This window comes from Anabaena sp. 54, from assembly GCF_017355725.1.
In the GTDB taxonomy this organism is placed as follows: domain Bacteria; phylum Cyanobacteriota; class Cyanobacteriia; order Cyanobacteriales; family Nostocaceae; genus Dolichospermum; species Dolichospermum heterosporum.
Genome location: NZ_JAAVWA010000016.1, coordinates 13,184 through 30,638 on the forward strand (window position 1 = coordinate 13,184; position 17,455 = coordinate 30,638).

Genomic DNA, 17,455 nt, shown 5'->3' on the forward strand with positions numbered 1-17,455 from the left:
TTTGCTCCTTTGCGCCTTTGCGCGAAACAAAAATATGATTAAAAAACGCATTCTTATTTGTACCTTTTTGGCACTTTCCTCTGGTTTTTTTACTGCTTTAATAGCTGGACAAATCACCGTAATGCAACATAGCCAAAAATGTCAAAACCAGACTTGGGGATTTAAACAAATGTGCAGCGCTTTAGTGACTCCAGGAGCAAGTTGGCAAGGAAGCACTGCGGGACTGTGGACAGGGACAATTTTAGGTGCATTTGTGGGTGGGTTGATTACTCGTAAATCTAGTGATTGGTAATTGGAGATATGGGTATTTTTTACAGTTCTGGTTCTACTCCTAAAGCGCGTAATTGGGCGATGAGGCGATAGCTTTTTTCTTTTTCACTTTCAGCCTGTTGGCGTTCATTTTCAGCCCGTTGGCGTTCATATTCAGCCCGTTGGCGTTCATATTCGGCTGTTTCATGACCATCAAGTAATAAATTACCATCTAAACCCCACCACCGTAGCCAAGGTAACTCCATATTTTGATATGTTCCTTGCCAAATACCTAATTCTACGCCCATAGGTGTAATCGGATAATGACCTCGTTTATTTGGTGGCAATAAATGATATTGTCCCTCCATGAGATGATATACTTCCACGCTGGCTTTACTAACTTCATAAATGCCGTAAAAGGCAGGTTTAATCACTTGTTCATAAATCCAAAATTTCCCCTGCCAAGGTGTTTTATCTCTTTCTTCTGTGCCATTTCCTGATACAAATTCTAAAGCAATTAATGGGGCAATAAATTCTTGCCAAAGCACATAGGAACGTCGAACTTTACCATCTAATAATGGTGGCACATGAGGAACATAAAACCAATCTGGGGCTTCTGCACCTCGTTCTGGTGGTTCAGTTATTCGCCAATAAATACCGCTATCTTGTCCTATAGCATATTGTCCATCAGCGTGGAGTTTTTGTAATACTGGAATGATAGATTGAGTTAGTAGAATGCTTTGAGGATGTTCCTGAAAATTCTTCACAAATAGTCCGTTAGATTCTGGTAGTTGAGTATGATCTGGGAGGCTGGTTTGTGTATAGGGAGGATCTGCGGTAAAGGTCATGATGTCCTCGTGTTTTATAAGGTTTATTGTAGTTAAGAATTTAAGACTCCTAACTTCTGAGATTAAGTAGGATGACAATGAACAAATTATAACAATAATTTACAGATACCTGAACTTACCTGAATTATACTGTACACCGTGCATTATCCTTCATCTTGTTAAGAATGAACAGTAAGTCATCTATGTCGGTAGAGCTAAAACAAGAACTCTTGTTTTTGTCATCAGAGATGGGAAACGGAAATATATTGCCAGAAAAAAGCCAATTTGGCGATAAAACTCCAAATAATTGTCAGGATTTTTGGCAATTATGGGACTTACATCAAGGTTATCTTTACAACTGTTGTTTAAAATGGCTCAACGATAATTACCATGATACAGAAGATGTAGTCAATCAGGTAATGCTTAAAGCTTGGGGTCAATGGACACAATCTACAAATGACATTGAACATCCTAAATCGTGGTTATCTCAAATTACTTATAACTATTGCATTGATGTCTATCGAAAACGTCAACGAGAAGTTGCAAAAGTTGATAATATTGACGACATTCAATTTGCAGATCATCCAGCACTTATCTGTAATTTATCACTTCCTGAATCCCAGCTTTTGAATCTGGAAATGGCCGTATATCTCAACTATCAAATAGCCTCTTTACCTGATAGATTGCGCTATCCTTTGATATTACATTGTCGTCAAAACAAATCCTATTCAGATATTGCTAAACAACTCACCATTCCTGAAGAGAACGTTCGTAAACGTATTCAAGAAGCGCGAAAGATTCTAAAACAGCATTTAAAGAAGTATATTGCGGGGGAAGATAACACTGCTTTTGATTCCCTTTCACCATTAAACACGGTGATTCCAATGGTAGAAGAATTAGAATCTGAGCAAATATGGAATCATGATGAGGAATCATCAATACCCACAAAAATTCAACAGCAAGAAATTAACTATAAAGTAACTTTAATATGTCTGGAAGCCTTACCGCATCATTGGTACAATTCACAGATTCATCTGGTATAAAGATGAATACTCAGTTATTTATAGAGGAAAAATCAGCCAGACAACAGCAGAAAATTATCACTTTAAACAAGTACATTGAAAAATATCCTCAAGGATGGGAAAAAAGATTAGAGTTAGCTGATTTGCTTTACGAAATAGGAAAATGGTCACAAGCCATTATCGAATATAGTCAAGTAATTGAACAACAACCTCAACTACTTGATGTGCATCTGCAATTGGGGAAAATATTGCAGTTAATGGGACAAAAAAAAGAGGCTTTACAAGTATATGATACAGCCCTATTTTTGTCTGAAAATCCGGGAACTCAGCATCATATACAAGGATTGATTGCAGTTTGCAAAGGTGACAATGAAAAAGCTCTCACAGCCTTTAATTTAGCGGCTAGTTTAGAACCTGATCAAGTATTTCACCGACTGGCTTTGTCACAGGTATATCAAAATGTAGAAAATCCCCTGGGTATTCTCCGCAGCCTAGAGCCGGTTTTAGTAATTAATCCAGATGATGTTATGTCCCTGATTTACAGCTATGATGCCCTGATGGTGGTGGGGGATATGCAAACGGCAAAAGAGAGGTTTAACAGCCTTATAGCCCTAGCTGGTGATGATTTTCGGGTAATACAACGACAAATTGATCAACGTTTGCTGGCGAGAATGGTATCCGGTGAAGAGGGGAAAATCACTAAAAAAATGATTACCTCCTTACTAGGAACAGTTCCCCATAGTGTTGAAGTCCATAAATCCTTAGCCTACTATCACATTCTACGAGGGGATTGGGCGCAAGGGGTGGAGGTATTAGCCAAATTTACCACGGAATGCCCCAATTATCCCTACGGTTGGTATTATTATGGGCGATGCTTATTCCACACAGGGAAATACCAGCAAGGGGCGGAAATGATGGAGAAAGCTTATTATCTGTATCCCCATGACCGGAAAATTTATCAGGGTTTGTGTGAAATTTTACCCCTTGCACCTCATCCAGAGAAGAGTAAAACGATTCTTGCTTCCATAGTGGAGGAGATGTTAACGCGCTTTCCTGAATGCTGGAGTATGTGGACAACTGCGGGGCGGGTATTGGTGGAAAATTTCCCAGACATTGAACGGGGTTGTCAGGTTTCCCAACAGGGAACAAAACTACAACCCCAGTTAGCTGATGCTTGGTTGCGTCATGGCCAGGTGTTGATTTTGGCTCGTAAACATCGGGAAGCCGTGGAAGCCTTAAAAAAGGCATGGGAGCTTTTACCAGATGGAGGTTATTTGCATTCCGTACCGGCGGCGTTTTGGTTGGGGGAGAGTTATCGAGTTTTGAAGAATGTGAAGGCTAGTAAACGGTGGTGGGAGGTAGCTGCTCAAGGATGTCAGGAGTTGAGGTTATTTAACCCAGCCATGGCTGATTACTGGTTAGGGAGGGTGATGTTTCGCTTGGGGGATAAGTCAGGGGCTAGACGGGCTTATACAGGGGCTTTGAGTCAGCAGTTGTTGTATCCCGTGCGTGGGGAGGTAGAGGGAATTTTGGAGAAGCTTAAAAGGTAAGAGGGGTAAGGGTTATGGCGATTTAGTGTGGTTTTTTTGGGAAAAAATTTGTCCGTAACTCGGAAAATTCACAAATGGGGGGGGTAAAACGTCTAAATAGTGTGGGAAGAAAAAACTACATCTTCAGTTAGTCTAGAAGGTAAGCAAATGTTAAAAAATTTCAAGACCCCAATTTCTGCAACATTGACAATTTGCTCTTGGTGTTTTCTTCACTGTTGGAGTTAACAATGCTAAAGCTATTTCCCTGCAAGGAGATAATGGTCAATACTTGAGTCGAATCAGAAGAGGTGGAATTGACGCAATTGAAGTTGCTAAACCAAACCTTGATCCTCCTTTTACTAGCTTTGATCTGGTCAAACTGCCAGACGGCAAAGTAGCTTTGAAAGCAGATAATGGTCAATACTTGAGTCGAATCAGAAGAGGTGCAATTGACTCAATTGAAGCTGCTAAACCACAACTTGATCCTCCTTTTACTAGCTTTAATCTGGTCAAACTGCCAAACTGGAAAGTGGCTTTCAAAGCAGATAACGGCCTATACTTGAGTCGAATCAGAAGAGGTGCAATTGACCCAGTTGAAGCTGCTAAAACTGATATTGACGTTTTTTCTCAATTCACACTAGATTTCTAATGTTATAACTGGGCTGGATTTTTGTTTAAGTGCGATCGCCTGATATTGTAGGGTGCGTTAATGAAATGTAACGCACCTTATGTATGTTTATTTACTGATTTTCGGTGGGTTACGCTGTTGCTAACCCACCCTACGTTTTTTGCCGTGGTTGATAGCCTTTCCCTTGTTTCCTCACCAATCAATCAACCTAATATTGTAATATTACTTACTCCAATCTCGAATTTCTAAGTTTTCTATTTTTCCAAAATCTCGATTAAATTCGGTGGGTTAGGGATAGCGTAACCCAACAAATAAAGTTTTCTACCACTAAAATAGAAGTATTATAGATGCGATCGCTCAGTTACACTAATTTTAGTATTAAGACAATATGCTAAAATGTGGTGAGGTGAAAGCAAATGCCAACAGTTCTATATATAAGGGGATGGCGATTTTTCTTTTATTCAGACGAGGGAAATGAGCCGATTCATATTCATGTGCAGAAAGGAGACAGTGAATGTAAATATTGGCTAGACATCGATCTGTACGAGATTCGTGAGGCTTATTCATATCAAATGTCATCACGAGACAGGCGGGAAGTCAAGAAGATCATCTTGCAAAACTTTGATGAAATAGTAGATGAATGGCAAACATTTAGGAATTGGCAAAATGGATAAGCAATACAACATATCAAATATTGACTTTAATGGAGAGTTGATGATTCTATCAGTAGATGGAAAAACTTATCAAATCCCAATTATTCAAGCATCTAAGCGACTTGCTCAAGCAACAGATATGGAGCGCAAAATGTATCGTATTTCGACCTCTGGTTATGGTATTCATTGGTACGCCATTGATGAAGATTTGACAACTAAAGGACTAATCAAACTAGCAGAGATCGCCAAGACAGCTTAAAGTGCGATAGTGAAGCACTGATGCAAGCAGATCGACCCTCATCCTGAATCTATGAAATCAAGGGTGGGATTTGTTCTAACGAAACTAAACCATTCTCTTCAAAATCAATCTCCAGATGATATCCTGCCATCAAAGCCGTTCCCAATAAAGGTTTAAAACCAGATGCTAAAATAGGAACTACTTTTTCTCGATTGTCCCAAACAATTGTTGCTAAATGTATAGATAACAACGTCTCCCTACCATCGGCTAATCTAGCAAGCGTAGTGGAATATAACGGCAGATTCATCGCGCTGACGGCTTGTGGTGGTAAGGTAAGATGGTCGTTGAATCCAGTATCAATAATAAAATTAATAGAAAAATCTCGTTGTGTCGGTAAACGAAAAATTACTGGCACAATCGCTTTGCTATCGATCAATCTCCCGTAAATCATTTGACAGTACGCTCAATCGCTCCCCCAAAGCTGACAGCAACATCATAACCAATCCGCATCGTAAATAATCTGGCATTTGGTTTCTTTTGCTTTAACTTTAGTGCAGTTTCTACACCAGTTTTATCAATTCCGTATTCTCCGGTTTCCGCATCAATTACAATCATTTTGCCAATGTGATCATCACATTCCACTTGTTGACGAATGCCATTTTCGTAAAATTGTTTAGCCCTTTGAGCAACTTCTTCTATGGTCCAAAAAATAGCCTGCATGATCATTAAACCTCCTTTATGCTGTTTAATTATTTTAAATGTAAATTAATCAAGCGATAAGTTAATTATATAGCAGAAATAGCGGAAAAATTTATTCTAGCTGAACCGTCCCTGTTCCCTATTCCCTGGTAAAATATTTCAACATCTCTGAAAATACGTTACCATGACTACTGAAAATACCACGGGTGCTGATGCTATTGATAGAGCGATATCAAGGGGAATTGATTTTGATGGTTCTCCTATTCCCATAGTTAAATTAGACCTATATGAACAAGTTATGGGTTTAGAATCAGGCAGACAACGCAGCGGTGTATCCAATACCATGCGTTCTCGCATTGTTCGGATTGGTGCTAAACATATCCCCCAAGCTGAACTTGATCAAAAGCTGGTTGAAGCTGGTTTTGCACCTTTAAAAGAAAAGGAAATTGCTTTTTTCTACGGTGGTAAATAAAAGACAAAGAATTCCGTGCAAAAGTCAGATCCCCGACTTCTCTAAGAAGTCGGGGATCTGGTGGTTTATAGTAAACCTAAAGATATCTAGAATAAATTTCAGTTCTAGTCAGAAATTCTGCTAATTTATAAATAATTGGTTAAGCTACGAAGATTTTTGGATCAAGAAACCAAGTCAACCAGGTAATTTATCGTCATATCAACATTCACGTTTCAGGGGTTCTGGTAATGGATATTACGACGCTGCTAATTGTTTGGTTAGTAACGGCTGTTAGTTTGTGGATTATTAGTAAATTACCTTTAGGAGTGGAAATTGATTCTCCTGAAAAGGCAATTTTTTCTGCCGCAGTTTTAGGTATTATTACAGCATTAGTGAAGCCAGTTCTCAAATTTTTGTTTGTGATACCAAATTTAGCCACCTTTGACTTATTATCTGGTATCTTCACTTTCATGATTGCTGTTGCTTGTTTTAGTATTGCTGCTTGGTTAGTAGATGGTTTCCGGTTACGTTTTGGCATTTGGAGCGCAATTTTAGGTGCTTTTGCGCTTACTCTTGTCAATAACATTATCTACAAATTATTAGGTGTTTAATTGGTAATTGGTGATTGGTAATTGGTGATTGGTAATTGCTTACTATCACCTATTCGTTATATTATCAATACGAATCCCAAAAATCAATCTGGGATTAATCTCTGCAAAATCTGTTTCACAACTATCCCAGTCCAATCAATATCCGCTGCTGTTGTCTGTTTTCCTAAAGTTAATCTAATTCCACATAAAGCCGCTTTTTGAGAATATCCCATTGCTAATAAAATGGGACTAGGGTTCAATTTTCCACTATTGCAAGCCGCACCTGCACTAATACCAATTCCGGCTAAATTTAACTGTCTTACTAAGGTTTTACCGCTGATTTTTTCTCCGTCGGCTGCTTCTAAATAAAAACTGAGATGATGGGGTAAACGATGAATTTTGTCACCTGTGGGTATTAAACCGGGAACATCTGCTAGAATGGCAAAGAGGCGATCGCGCAATAGGATCAATCTCCCTGTTTCCGTCTCTAATTCCTGTGCTGCTAACTCCGCAGCTACTCCAAATCCAGCAATAGCGGGCGCTGCTTGCGTCCCTGAACGCAGTCCGTTCTCCTGTCCACCCCCACCCAGTAGCGGCATTAATTCCACTCCAGTCCGCACATATAACGCCCCTGCACCCAAACCGCCATAGATTTTATGACTGGATAGACTCAATAAATCTACGGGTAATGTCTGCACATCTAGCGGTAAACGTCCAGCAACTTGCACTGCATCTGTGTGAAATAAAGCGCCGTGTGTTTTTGTGATTTTCCCCAATTCAGCAATTGGTTGAACTGTTCCTATTTCACTTTGTCCATAAATCACAGATACTAAAACAGTGTTATGTCGTAAAGCTGCTTTTAAGTCTTCGGGGTTGACTCTTCCTTGATGATTTACACCTAAACGGGTAATTTCCCAACCCCAATTTTCTAACATTTTCGCCGGTTCAGAAATGGCGGAATGTTCTACACTGGAAATGATCATATGTTGGGGGGTAGTGTAACACCGCGCCACTCCCATAATTGCTAAATTATCTGCTTCTGTTCCCCCAGACGTGAAAATAATAGATTCGGGAACTGCGTTAATTAATCCTGCAACTTGCATTCTGGCTGTTTCTAAAATCAAGGCGGCACGGTTGCCCCATTCATGTAAACTGGAAGGATTACCCCACTGTTGTGTTAGGATTGTTTGGATAATTGCGATCGCTTCTGGACGAGTTGGAGTAGTTGCACTGTAATCTAGATATACTTGCATAAAAATTAATAAATAATAATTACGTATTGCTATTTTTAGGTAAGAGTTTCACGCAAAGGCGCAAAGGAAGAAATTAATTCAGGGTGTGATATAAATACATTAAAATCCCTGTAATTTACTTTTATCAGATTACTGTGTTTATTTTCCCACAAATACGCTATTTTTCTTATATCTTTTTATTGCTATTCACTTTAGGTGGTTGTCAACAGGTTCAATCATCAAATCAGCGTTTAGCACCTTTACCTCAAGATCCTTTAATTCAAGTTTACTTTAATAATTCCCAATCTTCAGAATATCAAGAAACCTATCGTCAGCAAACCCGGTTAGGGGATGATTTAGAAAAGCAGATTGTTGACACTATTTCCCAAGCTAAATCTACTGTAGATGTAGCTGTACAAGAATTGCGTTTACCAAGAGTTGCCCAAATATTAGCACAAAAACAAAAATCTGGCGTAAAGATTAGGTTAATTTTAGAAAGTAATTATTCTCGTCCGTGGAGTAGTTTCACTTCCGCAGAAATAGCGAAGTTAGGAAAAAGAGAACAAGAACGATATCAAGAATTTCGGAAATTTGTGGATATCAATCAAGATAATCAAATCACACCAGAGGAAATTAGTCAACGGGATGGTTTAGCTATTGTTCAAAATGCCCAGATTCCCTGGATAGATGATACTGCTGATGGTTCAAAGGGTAGTAGTTTAATGCACCATAAATTTGTCATTGTTGATCATCGTTTTGTAATTATTACTTCTGCCAATTTTACCTTTAGTGATACGTCAGGTGATATTAGTAATCTTAGTAGTTTAGGGAATACCAATAATTTATTAAAAATTGATAGTTCTGAATTAGCAACCCTACTCACAGAAGAGTTTAATATTATCTGGGGTGACGGAGTAGGAGGAAAACCAGATAGTAAATTTGGAGTTACAAAACCTGTTCGTAACCCACAAACAATTACATTAGGGAATAGCAAAATTACAATTCATTTTTCTCCAACATCTCCTACTGAACCTTGGAGTAATTCCAGTAATGGGTTAATTGCTAAAACTTTATCTACAAGCACAAAAACAGTAGATTTAGCATTATTTGTATTTTCAGATCAACAACTTGCCAATATTCTCGAAGAACGTCATCATCAAAATGTGCAAGTTCGGGCTTTAATTGAACCTCAATTTGCTTATCGTCCCTACAGTGAAGCGTTAGATATGATGGGATTTGCTTTAAGTGATAACTGTAAATATGAAGTTGATAACCGTCCTTGGAAAAATCCCATTTCTACCGTTGGAGTCCCAATTTTAGCCAAGGGAGATTTATTACACGATAAATTTGCAGTCATTGATAACCAAACCGTAATTACAGGTTCACATAATTGGTCAGAAGCAGCAAATAATGGCAATGATGAAACATTAATAGTGATTGAAAATCCCACAGTAGCAGTACATTATCAACGGGAATTTGACCGCCTTTATGGTAAAATAAAACCCGGTTTACCAGCAAATGTTAAATCTAAAATAGATGCGGAAGTTAAAAAATGTCCCCAAATCAAACAACCATCATCTTTTGTAAATTCGATTAACACTAAAATTAATCTCAATACAGCAAGTCAAGCAGAATTAGAAACTCTTCCTGGTGTGGGTGAAAAGTTAGCCCAAAGGATAATTATAGCCCGTCAACAGCAAAAATTTACTTCTTTACAAGATGTTGATAAAGTACCAGGAATTAGTGCTAAAATGTTGGTAAAATGGGAAGGAGTGATCACATTAACCGCAGATTAACGCATATACGGATAATCATATGAAATTTTACGATAAATTGAATGGGGCGATCGCTCAAAATCAGAGTTTACTATTTGTAGGACTAGATCCTAATCCAGAAATGCTCCCTGAACGATATTCCCAGAAATCAGATCCCAAAAGTATGATTGATAGTCTGTGGAATTGGTTAGAATTTACTATTTCCCAAACCAGTGATTTAGTATGTGCCTATAAACCAACTCTGGGATTTTACGCAGCTTTAGGTATCCCAGGATGGGAATTATTAGAAAAAACTTTAAACGCTATTCCTGCCCATATTCCGATTATATTAGATGCTAAACATAGCGATCTTAATACTAGTACAATTTTCGCTAAAACTGTTTTTGAAGAATGGCAAATTGATGCGATTACATTGAGTCCTTATGCAGGACAAGATCACGTAGCCCCCTTTTTAGTTTATCCCGATAAAGCCGTTTTTATTTTGTGTACAACTTCTAATCCAGGTGCGGCAATTTTACAGCAATATCCTACAGCGGAATCCCCTTTTTATTTACAAGTAGTTAAAGAAGCAAAAAATTGGGGAACACCTGAACAACTGGGTTTAGAAGTAGGAACTATTCAGCCAGATATTTTAGCAAAAATTCGCAAAGAAGCACCAGAAAGAGTAATTTTAGCCCGCAGTATTTGGTCTGAAGGTGGTAATCTTAAAAACTTGCTATCAGCAGGATTAAATTATAATGGTGATGGGTTACTTCTTCCCGTTTCTCAAGATATGTTAGGAAGTGAAAATCTATGTACACAACTGCAATCTTTAAGGGCGGAAATCAATCATCTCAGAACTGAAATTTCCCAAGAAAACTCCGCTTGTTCCGTCTGGTTTCCTGATGTTTGTTTGTTAAATAAACACCCGCTTTTAGATTTAATTCTACAACTTTATGACATTGGTTGTATCATGTTTGGTGAATTTGTCCAAGCTTCTGGAGCTACCTTTCCCTATTATATAGACCTCCGTAAAATCATTTCCAATCCCCAAATATTTCATCAGATAGTAATTGCTTATGCAGAGATTCTTAAAGACCTAACTTATGATAGAATAGCCGGTATTCCTTATGGTTCTTTACCTACTGCTACTGGATTATCATTACATCTAAATTCCCCGATGATTTTTCCCCGCAAAGAAGTAAAAGCACACGGAACCCGCAAGGTAATAGAAGGTAATTTTAATCCTGGAGAAGTTGTTGTCGTTGTTGATGATATTCTGATCAGTGGTAAAAGCGTAATGGAAGGAGCAGAAAAGTTAAAATATGCAGGATTAAATGTCAATGATATTGTAGTATTTATGGACCATGAGCAAGGTGTAAAAGACAGATTGCGAGAAAATGGTTATCAAGCACACGCAGTTTTAACAATTTCTGAAATTACAGAAACTTTATATGCAGCAGGACGTATTAGTGAGGAACAATTTAAAACCTTATCTGAAATAAATTAGACATTTATTCTCAAGATAGTGATACAAAACTAATTCAATAATTAGGATTTTGTAGTAAACTGTAGTTAGAATGGTTAGATATGGGAATCTTCAATAATTTCCCAACAACAAAACACCCGACTTCTCTAAGCAGTCGGTTATCTGAGAGGTTGTTTGAAAAGTATTATATCAAACCGGTAATCTCCAAAAACCTAACCCCCCTACCCCCCTTCCCTGCAAGGGAATGGGGGTTTTAAAGCCTCTCCCCTTGCAGGGGAGAGGTTTGGAGAGGGGTCAGTCTATACATTCAAAACTTTTCAAACACCCTCTGAAACTCTGAATGTTTAAAAATAAAGCTTAGTAATTTTTATCACCAATCAAAACAGGAACAAATTTCTCAATGAATGCCATACGTTTTCATCATTCCTTAGTTAATAAAAAAATTCCTATCCTTGTTGATAGCACTGATCTTAATTATTATTTTCAAGAGCAAGGATATCAAACTATTTTATTTGATGATTACGATTTTGCTAGTCAACAATTAGCATTTGCTGTAATTTCAGATTATAGTTATCATGATCGACTTATGCAACTATCTCGTACCTCCAAAAGTACGATTATCCACCTACTAGCAGTTAGATATGATATAAATCCTCAAATTATCGCTTATTCATTCGAGCAACTTCTCTCTTGTAATTTAACAGAAGTATTAGAGTTAAGAGCTAAAACTTATGAGCAAATTGCTGAAGTGGAAGATGAATTATATTTATCTGATCATAGAGGGACTAAATTAACGTGCTTATTGTCAGAAAGTTTAGAAGTTATAAATACTCAAGATGATTTAGAACCAGGATGGTTTTACTCAATTTCGGAAATGCTAGAAAGCGGAATAGTCAATATTAAAAGTGATAAATCAAGTTTTTCACTAGATGGAACTTTCTTTTTTGATGGCATAATTCACGCTTGTGCAAACCCACAAGTGAGAGAACGTCACCAGGATGCTTTGACATATTTACTTGAGAAGGTCAATTCAAGTCAAGAAAAATATATTCATATCGAAGATAATACTATAACTCATCTCATTTTGGATGGTAGGGATGAAACTTCCATATTACTGGAAATGGATTATGGTTTAGAACGTAACTTGAGTTTTACTGAGATAGGATTTGGCTGTAACAAAAATATTGAAAAAAATCTGAATTGGCAGATAAACTCCATTATGAATCAAGGAGTATATGGAACGCACATAGGCATAGGTATGGCACAGAAATCTCCTTATATTGATTTTATTTCTCAAAGCATAAAGATTATTTAATGCCGATATAGCCGTTTCCATGCTAGTGAGGTACAAAGTTTTTTGGTTTTAGGGAAATGTAGAAATGTAGGTTGGGTTGAGCGATAGTGAAACCCAACATTACCAATGATTTTGTTGAGTTTCGTTCCGATTGCTCCGCGAACGTTTACGTTCCACAACCCAACTTACGATATAACAATAGACATCTGGTGAAAATTATCGTAGGGACAATTCATGAATTGTCCCTACAAGGTTTTCAGGTTATACACATTTAATTACCGGACAGGTTCAATGTTTTAGCCTTAACCGAACAGTATTGAATCCTATATAACCTGTCAAATAACTCTTTCAAACATTGGATCGAATAGGACAACACCATGAAGATAAGGAAACATAGCCTGAGTTGGAAGACGGTCTTGGTTTTTCGCAAAAACATACCAAGTTTGTCTGGGACGAAACCAGGGGATTGAGATTCCTACCAGTCCGGCATCTTGTGCTAACTTTTTAATTGTGGCTGGTCGAATTGTTACACACAAAGGGTATTCCCAACCATCTCCCTCCATGTCGGTATCTCCCTCCATAAAAGTAGCAACGATAAGACCATCAGGTTTCAAATGTTTAGCAAAGTTCTGAAAACAAAGATCTACTAAATTAGTCCTAGTATGAGTTAATACGGATTGTGCGAGGATAAAATTAAAATCGGTTTCAAATTCAGCTAAAGAGAACTTATCGTTATAACTAAAACACGGTTTTTTAATGCGAAGGAGATCCTCTCCAACTTGGAACTTTATAGCATCCTCGATTAACCACTTGTTGGGTTCTACTCCGTAATAACAACCTTCATCAAGGTAAGGTAGAAAAAGCCGACCTGCACGGAGCGAACCACAGCCAAAATCAAGCAATTTATGCTGAGATCGGAGACCTAGTGTACAAAGCAAGCGAAATTGAGACGCTCCCATGAAATCGTACTCTTTTGCCGGTCCTACATAATCATTGTAGTTTTCTCCAGCAGTTATTTTTAAATCCGCCATTGGTATTCTCACATTAATAAAGGTACTTTGCTAGGATAGCAGGCTACGAGTTGATCATATCCAAGTAATTTCACGAATAAAACCGGATATTTATATTATGATTAATACGCTTTTTGTCATCAGCCTATTCTATTAATAATTCACCAGTAATAGTCATACCCAAACAGTGAAGATAATTGATAAATAAACCATAAAATTCAATGCTTATAGGCTGAATGTTAGTCACAAAAATGCAGAGCTAGTTAGAATAATGGGATAATACAAGGTATATTCATTGGCATAGTTGTATTGTGCAAGCGGACTGTAATATAAAGGGTTTTTTTGACTTAAAAACTGCAAATTAAACCTTAATTACCTGATCCATCTTTATTTATTAAAAAATGTAAACATTTTGGAAATTGATCTTGTTAAATCAAATTGATGCTGATACAGTGATATCAACGAGTTAAAAAACAACTCGCCAATTAGTAGCTAAAATTGCAAATTTTAAGGAGCAACTAAAATGAACGCTAAGAAAACACAAAAACGTAAACTTGAACAAGTTAACAAAGAAACCCGCAGCAATTTGGGTAATGCTTACTGGTAATATTTACTAGTAATTTTTGCAGAAAACTAATTAGTAATGTAAGTATTTACAGGTTCTAAGACTAGTCTAAGCAGTTGGGCAACAATTCTCATAATTGTTGTCCAAAATTGTTAATTTTTCACACTTAATTAAGATATCTTGAAGACAATAAAGTTTTGTAATTCGTTAAATAAATATGCACATCTTAGAGTTTTATCAAGCTTTTATTCAAAGACAGATGCCAATTATTGTTGATAGTAATGAAATTCATACTTACTCTCAGGAGCAAGGATATAAAACTATTTTTTTTGATGATTATGACTTTAAGAGTAAACAAACAGCCTTTTTAATCTTTTCAGATTATAGCTACTATTACAAACTTAAACAACTCTGGCATGATTCTCAAAGTACCATAGTACATTTACCAGCAGTAAAGTTTGATGGGAGCTTACCTGTAATTCAATATTCTTTTAATCAGCTATTATCAGGTGATATTCAACAAGCATTAGCAATTAGAGATATTTTATATGATAAAATAGCTGAAAGTGAAAGTGAGTTATATTTATCAGACTCAAGAGGAAGCAAGCTCAAATGCTATCTAGGTGAGAATATAGAAATAGCTAATGCTGACGTGGAACTGGAGTCAGGATGGTTTTACTCTGTGGCTGAGTTCTGGGAAAGTTCAGTAGTGAATACAAAAGCAAATAAATCCAGCTTTTCTGTAGATGGAACTTTCTATTTTGATGGCATATTAACCCAAACTACAACTCAAGAAACAAAAGATTATAATTGGCAGCCTTTGCAATATATTACAGATAGGGTGAAATTAAGTCAAGAAAAATATCTAGAAATAGAAGATAATGCCATAACTCATCTGATCATAGATGGTAAAGATGAGATTGCTGCATTATTAGATATGACTTACAACTTAGAAAGAGGTTTAAATCTCACAGAAATAGCCTTTGGTGCTAATAAAAAGATTGGAGAAACAATTGATTGGTCAATAAATTCAGTTGTTAACGAAGGTATATATGGAACTCATGTAGGGATAGGAATGGCACAAAAAGCTCCCCATATTGACTTTATTTCTCAAGCTTTAAAGTGGGTTTAATTACTGAGGATTTACTATTATGGCAGATATTGCTTTCTTTGATCTTCCTAGTTACACCCGGATTGATACAACTCTAGGTTTAATTCAAGAACTCGCTGATAGAGGAGAAAAAATAGATTATTATTACTTCGATGAATTTCGAGATAAAATAGAATCAGCAGGTGCTAGATTTCAACCACTGCCTAGCATGAAACCTCCAGATTCAGATCCTACACTGCAATCGCGGTTGATAGAATATTGCTTAGATGCTGTACCAATTTTATTAGAAAATTTAAAAGTCAACCGCCCCAAATTAATTATTTTTCATGCTAAATGCTTATGGGCTGCTATCTGTGCGGATTTACTGAATATATCTAGCGTTTGCTTCCATACCAATTTTCTTCTACCACCTCATTTTTTGCCCCCGTTACCATTGTTATTAGCAGCCTACCCGATTAATGATATTGTTAAACATTTACAAAGATTTTACCGACATCAACGACTTTGGCGGCAATTAACCCAAAAATATACACTAAAGGCGATTAGCAAAAAAGATGTATTTCAACTACAACCAAATTCTATGAATTTGCGAGGTGATTTAAATATTGTTTATACATCGGAAATGTTTCAGATCCAACGTTCATATTTCGATGCCAGTTATATTTTTACAGGACCTTGCTACAGTGAGAGAGCAGTTGATTCTCAATTTCCTTTATTAAAGAGTGCAGAAAAACCAATTATTTATATTTCACTAGGATCGGTGACATTATATAATTCTAAAACCTTTTTTTATCAAAAATGTTTACAAGCTTTTGCAAATAGTGAGTATACGGTAGTAATGTCTGTGGGGAAATTTATAGATATTGCTGAATTGGGAAAGATTCCCCCTAATTTTATTGTCAGCAACTATGTACCTCAAATGCAAGTGCTTCAGCAGGCTAGTGTTTTCATTACTCATGGGGGAACTAATAGCACTTGGGAGGCATTAATTAACAAAGTACCATTGATTGTATTTCCCCAGGGAGGGGATCAATATTTAGTAGCTAATCGTGTAGAAGAATTAAATATCGGAGTATGGGTAAAACAGAAAAATATTGCTCCATTGAAATTGCGATCGCTTGTTGAACAGATTATCAAAGATGAAAAAATTCGTAGTAATATTGATCTATTAAGTGATTCTTTGATAACATCAGGTGGTACGCAAAAAGCAGTAGATAAAATTTTAGAATTTAAACAGAGGAATAGCATTTCTCATGTTTTTTAATAGCACAAATTTTATTATCTGCATTAACTAAGTAAATTATAATTAGCAGCAAAATGAAACTGACAATAGAGCAAATAAAAAGTTATGAAGAACAAGGATTTTTGTTCATTCCAGAGTGTTTTAGCCGTGAGGAAATTTCAGTAATTTGTGATCAAATTCCCAATGTCATGGACGATGAAGCAGTTGGTCGTGTTTTAGAAGATGATCAAAAAACCTTACGCACTCTCTATGGATCTCATCTCAATAACAAAATTTTCCGAGATTTAGTCCGTCACCCTCGTCTATTGGCAGTTGCACAACAACTTTTTGCCAGTGAATTGTACGTTTTTCGCAGTAAAATTGTCATGAAACCAGCTTTTACCGGAGGAATGTGGGGGTGGCATCAAGACTCTGCATTTGCACAGTATTACGAACGAATTTCCTCACCAAAAGGAGGAAATGCCATCCTTTTCTTAGATGAAGTCAATGAATTTAATGGACCAGTATATTACATACCAGGTTCTCATCAACAGGGAATACTCGAACCGGCAACTTCCGCTTCAACTACTAACTCATCCTTAGCAGTCGCTCCAGAAACAATTGCCAAATTTGCATCTGTGCAAGGAATTGTCGCACCGAAAGGCCTAGCAGGATCGGTTTTGTTTGTACATTACGATACATTACATGGTTCTGTTGCCAACATTTCTCCCTGGGACCGCCGAAACTTTGTCATCACCTATAGTAGTATTGAAAACAGCGCCCTTCCCAACAAAGAAAGACCAGCTTTTTTATCAAATCCTGATCTCACGCCATTAATAGCTCTGAGTGAAGACGAACTTGATCGTATATTTACTCAAAAATAAAATTAAAT

Annotated in this window: 19 protein-coding genes; 14 read left to right on the forward strand and 5 right to left on the reverse strand. The window is 36.9% G+C overall.

The genetic code is table 11. The features are described 5' to 3' along the window. Nucleotides 1-34 precede the first annotated feature (34 nt). Complete coding sequence (locus tag HEQ36_RS15260) at nucleotides 35-292, forward strand: hypothetical protein (RefSeq protein WP_168635329.1); 258 nt, start codon at nucleotides 35-37, stop codon at nucleotides 290-292. Between the two features lie 19 nt (nucleotides 293-311). On the opposite strand, the gene HEQ36_RS15265 is transcribed toward HEQ36_RS15260, so the two are convergent. Then, nucleotides 312-1,097, reverse strand: coding sequence for a Uma2 family endonuclease (locus tag HEQ36_RS15265; RefSeq protein ID WP_168635330.1), 786 nt, complete (start codon nucleotides 1,095-1,097; stop codon nucleotides 312-314). A gap of 164 nt (nucleotides 1,098-1,261) precedes the next feature. Between HEQ36_RS15265 and HEQ36_RS15270 the strand changes: the two genes are divergently transcribed. The 5 genes from HEQ36_RS15270 to HEQ36_RS15290 all read left to right on the forward strand — a co-directional run bounded on the left by HEQ36_RS15270 (nucleotide 1,262) and on the right by HEQ36_RS15290 (nucleotide 5,167). Beyond that, nucleotides 1,262-2,119, forward strand: a complete 858-nt coding sequence (locus tag HEQ36_RS15270; protein WP_168635331.1) for a sigma-70 family RNA polymerase sigma factor — start codon at nucleotides 1,262-1,264, stop codon at nucleotides 2,117-2,119. Nucleotides 2,120-2,121: 2 nt separating this feature from the next. Then, nucleotides 2,122-3,648: a tetratricopeptide repeat protein gene (locus HEQ36_RS15275; RefSeq protein ID WP_168635535.1), complete on the forward strand. Its 1,527-nt coding sequence runs from the start codon at nucleotides 2,122-2,124 to the stop codon at nucleotides 3,646-3,648. Between the two features lie 268 nt (nucleotides 3,649-3,916). Next, a complete protein-coding gene (locus tag HEQ36_RS15280; protein WP_168635332.1) occupies nucleotides 3,917-4,276 on the forward strand; it encodes a hypothetical protein in 360 nt (119 codons plus the stop codon). A 395-nt stretch (nucleotides 4,277-4,671) separates the two neighbouring features. Then, the gene (locus HEQ36_RS15285; RefSeq protein ID WP_168635333.1) at nucleotides 4,672-4,929 is read left to right on the forward strand and encodes a DUF4160 domain-containing protein; all 258 of its coding nucleotides are present in this window, start codon (nucleotides 4,672-4,674) and stop codon (nucleotides 4,927-4,929) included. Beyond that, nucleotides 4,922-5,167: a DUF2442 domain-containing protein gene (locus tag HEQ36_RS15290; protein ID WP_053539947.1), complete on the forward strand. Its 246-nt coding sequence runs from the start codon at nucleotides 4,922-4,924 to the stop codon at nucleotides 5,165-5,167. The genes HEQ36_RS15285 and HEQ36_RS15290 overlap by 8 nt, the downstream gene beginning before the upstream one ends. Nucleotides 5,168-5,216: 49 nt before the next feature. On the opposite strand, the gene HEQ36_RS15295 is transcribed toward HEQ36_RS15290, so the two are convergent. Together HEQ36_RS15295 and HEQ36_RS15300 are read right to left on the reverse strand one after the other, a co-directional pair. Beyond that, entirely contained in the window at nucleotides 5,217-5,597 is a 381-nt protein-coding gene (locus HEQ36_RS15295; protein ID WP_053539946.1) for a clan AA aspartic protease, read from the reverse strand. Next, nucleotides 5,594-5,866, reverse strand: coding sequence for a hypothetical protein (locus tag HEQ36_RS15300; protein ID WP_027404065.1), 273 nt, complete (start codon nucleotides 5,864-5,866; stop codon nucleotides 5,594-5,596). The genes HEQ36_RS15295 and HEQ36_RS15300 overlap by 4 nt, the downstream gene beginning before the upstream one ends. A 163-nt stretch (nucleotides 5,867-6,029) precedes the next feature. On the opposite strand from HEQ36_RS15300, the gene HEQ36_RS15305 reads away from it, so the two are divergent. Both HEQ36_RS15305 and HEQ36_RS15310 read left to right on the forward strand, forming a co-directional pair. Beyond that, complete coding sequence (locus tag HEQ36_RS15305) at nucleotides 6,030-6,317, forward strand: DUF4090 family protein (protein WP_039200652.1); 288 nt, start codon at nucleotides 6,030-6,032, stop codon at nucleotides 6,315-6,317. Between the two features lie 227 nt (nucleotides 6,318-6,544). After that, nucleotides 6,545-6,907, forward strand: coding sequence for a phage holin family protein (locus HEQ36_RS15310; RefSeq protein ID WP_027404063.1), 363 nt, complete (start codon nucleotides 6,545-6,547; stop codon nucleotides 6,905-6,907). 83 nt (nucleotides 6,908-6,990) lie between these two features. Here HEQ36_RS15310 and HEQ36_RS15315 read toward each other — a convergent pair whose 3' ends face one another. Beyond that, entirely contained in the window at nucleotides 6,991-8,139 is a 1,149-nt protein-coding gene (locus tag HEQ36_RS15315; protein ID WP_168635334.1) for a cysteine desulfurase family protein, read from the reverse strand. Between the two features lie 134 nt (nucleotides 8,140-8,273). Between HEQ36_RS15315 and HEQ36_RS15320 the strand changes: the two genes are divergently transcribed. From HEQ36_RS15320 to HEQ36_RS15330, 3 genes are all read left to right on the forward strand, one after another. Then, nucleotides 8,274-9,914: a DUF655 domain-containing protein gene (locus HEQ36_RS15320; protein WP_168635335.1), complete on the forward strand. Its 1,641-nt coding sequence runs from the start codon at nucleotides 8,274-8,276 to the stop codon at nucleotides 9,912-9,914. A 19-nt stretch (nucleotides 9,915-9,933) separates the two neighbouring features. After that, on the forward strand, nucleotides 9,934-11,382 hold the full coding sequence (locus HEQ36_RS15325) for a bifunctional orotidine-5'-phosphate decarboxylase/orotate phosphoribosyltransferase (protein ID WP_168635336.1): 1,449 nt from the start codon (nucleotides 9,934-9,936) through the stop codon (nucleotides 11,380-11,382). 379 nt (nucleotides 11,383-11,761) lie between these two features. Further along, on the forward strand, nucleotides 11,762-12,676 hold the full coding sequence (locus HEQ36_RS15330) for a hypothetical protein (RefSeq protein ID WP_168635337.1): 915 nt from the start codon (nucleotides 11,762-11,764) through the stop codon (nucleotides 12,674-12,676). A gap of 314 nt (nucleotides 12,677-12,990) precedes the next feature. On the opposite strand, the gene HEQ36_RS15335 is transcribed toward HEQ36_RS15330, so the two are convergent. Next, on the reverse strand, nucleotides 12,991-13,686 hold the full coding sequence (locus HEQ36_RS15335; RefSeq protein ID WP_168635338.1) for a methyltransferase domain-containing protein: 696 nt from the start codon (nucleotides 13,684-13,686) through the stop codon (nucleotides 12,991-12,993). A gap of 761 nt (nucleotides 13,687-14,447) precedes the next feature. On the opposite strand from HEQ36_RS15335, the gene HEQ36_RS15340 reads away from it, so the two are divergent. Genes HEQ36_RS15340 through HEQ36_RS15350 form a run of 3 tightly spaced genes read left to right on the forward strand, consistent with a single transcriptional unit; the run spans nucleotide 14,448 to nucleotide 17,447 of the window. Then, nucleotides 14,448-15,362, forward strand: coding sequence for a hypothetical protein (locus HEQ36_RS15340; protein WP_168635339.1), 915 nt, complete (start codon nucleotides 14,448-14,450; stop codon nucleotides 15,360-15,362). A gap of 19 nt (nucleotides 15,363-15,381) precedes the next feature. After that, complete coding sequence (locus HEQ36_RS15345; RefSeq protein WP_168635340.1) at nucleotides 15,382-16,605, forward strand: macrolide family glycosyltransferase; 1,224 nt, start codon at nucleotides 15,382-15,384, stop codon at nucleotides 16,603-16,605. A 53-nt stretch (nucleotides 16,606-16,658) separates the two neighbouring features. Beyond that, nucleotides 16,659-17,447, forward strand: coding sequence for a phytanoyl-CoA dioxygenase family protein (locus tag HEQ36_RS15350; RefSeq protein ID WP_168635341.1), 789 nt, complete (start codon nucleotides 16,659-16,661; stop codon nucleotides 17,445-17,447). Nucleotides 17,448-17,455: the final 8 nt, after the last annotated feature.